4 protein-coding genes and 1 pseudogene are annotated in these 5,210 nt (G+C 62.4%); 1 reads left to right on the forward strand and 4 read right to left on the reverse strand.

All coding sequences use genetic code 11. From position 1 onward, the window contains the following. The 4 genes and pseudogenes from ACMO6A_RS00505 to ACMO6A_RS00520 form a co-directional block, all read right to left on the reverse strand. Positions 1 to 512, reverse strand: a pseudogene (locus tag ACMO6A_RS00505) (aldose 1-epimerase family protein); the annotation flags it as partial. A gap of 10 nt (positions 513 to 522) precedes the next feature. Beyond that, positions 523 to 1,794, reverse strand: coding sequence for an ATP-binding protein (locus ACMO6A_RS00510; protein WP_009304382.1), 1,272 nt, complete (start codon positions 1,792 to 1,794; stop codon positions 523 to 525). A 137-nt stretch (positions 1,795 to 1,931) separates the two neighbouring features. After that, positions 1,932 to 3,884: a fructose-bisphosphatase class III gene (locus ACMO6A_RS00515; RefSeq protein ID WP_009608523.1), complete on the reverse strand. Its 1,953-nt coding sequence runs from the start codon at positions 3,882 to 3,884 to the stop codon at positions 1,932 to 1,934. A 152-nt stretch (positions 3,885 to 4,036) separates the two neighbouring features. Next, positions 4,037 to 4,378, reverse strand: coding sequence for an arsenate reductase family protein (locus tag ACMO6A_RS00520; protein ID WP_009608529.1), 342 nt, complete (start codon positions 4,376 to 4,378; stop codon positions 4,037 to 4,039). An 81-nt stretch (positions 4,379 to 4,459) separates the two neighbouring features. On the opposite strand from ACMO6A_RS00520, the gene ACMO6A_RS00525 reads away from it, so the two are divergent. Continuing rightward, positions 4,460 to 5,210, forward strand: a 751-nt coding sequence (locus ACMO6A_RS00525) for a Tex-like N-terminal domain-containing protein (protein WP_418470643.1), incomplete at its 3' end; no start/stop codon positions are given.

Below are 5,210 nucleotides of genomic sequence, written 5' to 3' on the forward strand. Positions count from 1 at the left end.
AGCTTATCGATGTCCTCGAAGCGCACGAAGCAATCCACCATGCGCTCTCCCGGCATCAAGCGCGTCGCGTACGCTTCGTGGCCGCCCAGCTCGAACGGCAGGGGAACGTCGCCCAGGTTCTCAACGGTGTGCGACTTGACGATCGAGGAACCCTCGAGCGTGAAGTCGACGGTCAATCGGAAATCGAAGGGATAGACGGCCCGGATCCGCTCGTCGGAAGCCGTCTCGAAACGGACGCGCACATCCGAAACCTGCTCGGCGGAAAACAAGCGGTCGCGGCAGAAACCGTGCATCGGCGCATCCACCCGTCGGCCCCCGTTCGCGTACCAACCGTCGCGCAAGCGCCCGATCAGCGGGAACAGCAACGGAGCCCGACGACCCCACACCGCAGGGTCGCCCGACCACATGCGCTCGACGCCGCCGCACACGACGCTCTGCAGCTCCGCGCCCACGGGCGAAACGCGCACGGACAGCGCGTCGTTCTCCAGCACGAACGTTGACAACTCGTTCATCGGCACTCCTTTACACCGCCCACACGGGAAACGCCCACACCTGCGAGACTATGGGGAAGGCATCTTCGGTCATGCAGAGGATGCACCCCATCCCCACTTCGCGCTTGAAAGCCCGCAGCTCTACAGGAACGTCGTCGAACGTCACTGGATCGATGGCGTTGAGATTGCGGGCGTCCTTCTTGCTTGGCGACGCGGTCTTCTTCACTTCTATCGGAAAGAGCACGCCATCCTGTTCCAAAAGCATATCGATTTCCTTTTTGTCGTTCGTTCTGAAGAAATGCAGCGGAGCTCGCCTGCCCGCATTGAGGAAGCTCTTGTAGACCTCGCCGAATGCGTACGTTTCGAAAATCTGCCCGCTCATGGCACCGACCTCCAACGCCTCGGGACTGCTCCACCCGGAAAGATACGCCGCAAGACCGGTGTCGAGGAAATGCATGACGGGCTGCTTGCTCAATCGTTTTAGGATGTTGTTAGAGTACGGCTCGACCACCTTCACCAGGTAGGAACTTACCAGCAACGAAAGCCACGTCTTCGCAGTCTTCTGATCGATGTCCGCAAGCCTGGCGAGTTCGGCGTACACCACCGGCCTCGACGTGAGGGCAGCGCATGCCGCCATGAACCGTCTGAATTTGAGCTCGTCGCCCACCTGTGCGAGATCCCGGATGTCGCGCATGATATACGTATCCAGATACGACTCGTAACCGCCCGCGCGCAAATCGTCGGGCAGGGCACGGATGCCGGGCAGCGAACCCGCGCATATCTGCCGATACGCTTCCGACACCCCGAAGGGCTTCGCCATATCCACGCGCCGCATGAAGTAGTCTGCGCTGGGCAGATACGGTTCCGAGGGGGTGCCAGCCACCTCGGAATGCGAAAGTCCGAGCATTTCCACGATGCCGACGCGGCCGGCCAGAGACTCGGACACGGCTTTCATCAAGTGCAGCGGCTGGGAACCGGTAATCCACACGGATCCGCAATCATCGCGCTCGTCGACGATCATCTTGATATACGGAAGAAGCTCGGGGGCCTTCTGTATCTCGTCAATCAGAACAGGCGGACGATAGCGCTGCAGGAAAAGCGCCGGATCTTCCTTCGCCGTCTGCAGAATCGCCGTGTTGTCAAGCGTTACGTAAACTCGGTCGACACCGCTCTCGGCCTCTTCCTCCATCAGATGCTTGAGCATAGTCGTCTTGCCGACCTGCCTCGGTCCGGTCACGGCGACTATTTTGAAGTTCTCGGAATAGCGTCTCACCAAAGGTTCGAGCGCTCGTTCGATGTACATGACAACCTCATATCTTCTCAAATCTGGAATACACTACCATTTTTGAGAAATTTTAACAGATGAGGCCAACCTGTCTTCTCGAAACCTTGAGCCGTAGCAGCGTCGTTACGTTCCCGAACCCTGAGAGACGAGCTTTCCTACTCCTTTTCCGCCACGATGCCGTTGCGGTAGGCTTCCAGCAGCTCTTCCAAGTCCGCTATCTGCTGCTTGAGCACCGCGCCGTTGTCGGTGTCGGCCACCAGCGTGCGCTTGTCCACCAGCTCGACCACCTTGCGCGACGAATGGATGTCCAGCTCGTTCACCACGGCGGCGCGCATCGACTCGAGCGGCTCGTGAGCCGCCAGCACGAAGCCGTAGGAGTTCGAGATCAGCGTGTAGCCGGCGATGCCGGTGGTGGGCTGGTAGGCCTTCGAGAAGCCGCCGTCGATGGTGAGCACGCGGCCGCCGCACTTCACCGGATCCTCGCCGTCCTTCACCTTCACCGGCACGTGCCCGCACACGATGCGCGACGTCTCGGGATCCATGCCGAAGTCCTCGAAGATGCCGCCCATCACGTGCTCGTCGTCGAGATAGGAGTAGAACGGGTTCTTGACCTCCTTGCGCGCCTCCTTCTCGGTGATCAGGTACAGCTCGAACGTGGCCATCTTGCTCTTGGCGAACAGGGGCGATCCCTCGCCTAGCCACATATACCACAAAAGGTCGCGCCCGCGCTTGGCGAGCTCCGGGTCGGCGTCGTCGAACGCCGCGCGCACGTAGCGCTCCATGACGTCGTACAGCGCACGGCCCTTGTACGTCTCGCCGAACACCTCCGTCTCCATGAGGGAGCCGTCGGCGTTCAGCGGCACGCATGCGTGGAACAGCAGGTTGCCGTTGCAAACCTTGTACAGGCTGCCCGCATCCAGGAAGAAGCGCATGTGGCGCTGCAGCTTCTCGCAGCCCGTGAACGCCTGCTCGAGGCGCTGCATGACCTCTTCCTCCTCGGGCGTCAGCCGGTAAGGGTCGGCCGGATCCACCGTGGGGAACACCGTGTCGGTCAGCTCGTAGGCGACGCCGTCCAGCATCACCGTGCCGTTCTCGTAGTCGATCTTGTCGAGCAGCTTGCGATCCTCCAGGCCGAAGCCGGGGTTCTCGTCGATGAGCTGCGCCTCCACCTTGAACTGGATGATGGCCATGGCCTTCTGGATCTTGACGTTCATCTCCAGCTCCTGCGGCGGGAGGTCCGGGTTGCCCTTGAGGCCGAAGGCGACGCACGGGTCGTCCTTGTACGCCTCGAGCGCGAACGAGGCCAAGGGCAGGATGTTGATGCCGTAGGCGTCCTCCAGGATGGACAGATTGCCGTAGCGCGCGCAGTTGCGCACGACGTGCGCGATGCAGCCGCGCTGGCCGAGCGAGGCGCCCATCCACACGATGTCGTGGTTGCCCCACTGGATGTCGAGGGAGTGGTGCTCCATGAGCGCGTCCATGATGATGTGCGGATACGGCCCGCGGTCGTAGATGTCGCCGACGATGTGCAGGCGCTCGATAGCCAAGCGCTGGATGAGCAGGCACAGCGCCTCGACGAGCGCGCCGCCGCGATCGGTTCGGATGACGGCGTCCACGATGGCGGCGTAGTAGGCCTGCTTGTCAACGCCGTGGCGGTTCTCCGTCATCAGCTCCTCGATGATGTAGGCGAAATCCTTCGGCAGCGCCTTGCGGACGCGCGAGCGCGTGTACTTCTGCGCGGCGCGCTTGCACACGGCGACGAGGCGCTGCAGCGTGACGGCGTACCACGCTTCGGCATCGTCCACCTGCGACAGCACGAGCTCCATCTTCTCGCGCGGATAGTAGATGAGCGTGGCCAGCGAACGCTTCTCGTTCTCGCTCAGCGAATCGCCGAACACGTCGTCGATCTTGAGCCGGATGGAGCCCGAGCCGTTCCTCAGGGTGTGGGAGAACGCCTCGTACTCGCCGTGGATGTCGGAGGCGAAGAACTCGGTCCCTTTCGGCAGATTCAAAATGGCGCTGAGGTTGATGATCTCCGCCGAAGCCTTGTCCGCAGAGGGAAACAGCCGGGATAGAAGTTCCAGATACCGCATATCGGTCGCGTCCACGATACAACCTCCTCGTCGAATTCTACAGCATGGCGCTCATTCTATACTATCCCGCCCGAGCGGGCTCGAATGCCGTGAAGAAACCGATCGGCGCGCCCCGTCAGCAAAGCGTTCGCTCGGCGACATCCGGATGCGCGAAGACGCATGGCCGATCACTCCCACGTCTTCCACACGTCGGGAGCGTAGCCGACCGTGGCCTGCTTGCCGTTGCGCACCACGGGCTCGGCCAGCACGTGCTGGTTCTCCAGCAGCTTGTCGAACTTCTGATCGGGCGACAGGTACGCGAGCAGCGACACCGTGTCGGCATCCTTCGCCTTCGGATCGACTAGCACATCGATGCCGCCGACCGCGCGGGCGACCGACTCCAGCTCGCCCTTGCTCATACCCTTCTCCTTCAGGTCGATGAACTGGAACTTCACGCGCCGCTCTTTGAAGTAACGCTGCGCCTTCTTCGTGTCGAAGCTCTTCTTCGTTCCGAACACCTGGATATTCATCGCGCTCCTGCTTTCCGTCCGCTCGTCTATAATGACTGAACACGTTATCACCACCTGAAGCCAAAAGCGAGATATTCACCCATGCCATCCATCCAAACCACCATCGCCCGGGAGCTGAACCTGACCGCCGCGCAGGTCGCGGCCGTCATCGACCTCGTAGACCAAGGGAACACCATCCCGTTCATCGCTCGCTACCGCAAGGAGGCCACCGGCGGCATCGACGATGCGACGCTGCGCGATCTGGACGAGCGCCTGACCTACCTGCGCAACCTCGAGGCTCGCAAGGACGAGGTGCTGCGCGCCATCGAGGAGCAGGGCAAGCTCACGGCCGACCTGCGCGCGAAGATCGACGAGGCCACGGTCATGCAGCGCGTCGAGGACCTGTACAAGCCTTATCGGAAGAAGCGCGCCACCCGCGCCTCGAAGGCGCGCGACGCCGGGCTCGAGCCGCTCGCGCTGCTCATCCTCGCGCAAGACCGCAGCGCCAAGGACCCGCTGGCCGTGGCCTCCGGCCTCGTGAACCCGGAGGCGGGATACCCCACGCCTGAGGATGCGCTGCAAGGCGCGCAGGACATCGTGGCCGAGGTCGTCGCCGACGACGCCGAGCACGTCGCCTGCCTGCGCGCGGCCACCAAGCGAAACGGCGCGCTTTCCGTCGAAGCCGTCGACGCGTCCGAGAAAACCGTCTACGAGGCGTACTACGACTTCTCCGAACCCCTGTCGCGCATCCCCAACCACCGCATCCTCGCCGTCAACCGCGGCGAGAAGGAGAAGAAGCTCAAGGTGAAAGTGCGCACCGACGCCGATGCGGCCATCAGCCAGCTGGAACGCC

The organism is Eggerthella sp. (genome assembly GCF_048329335.1).
Taxonomy (GTDB): Bacteria; Actinomycetota; Coriobacteriia; order Coriobacteriales; family Eggerthellaceae; genus Eggerthella; species Eggerthella lenta.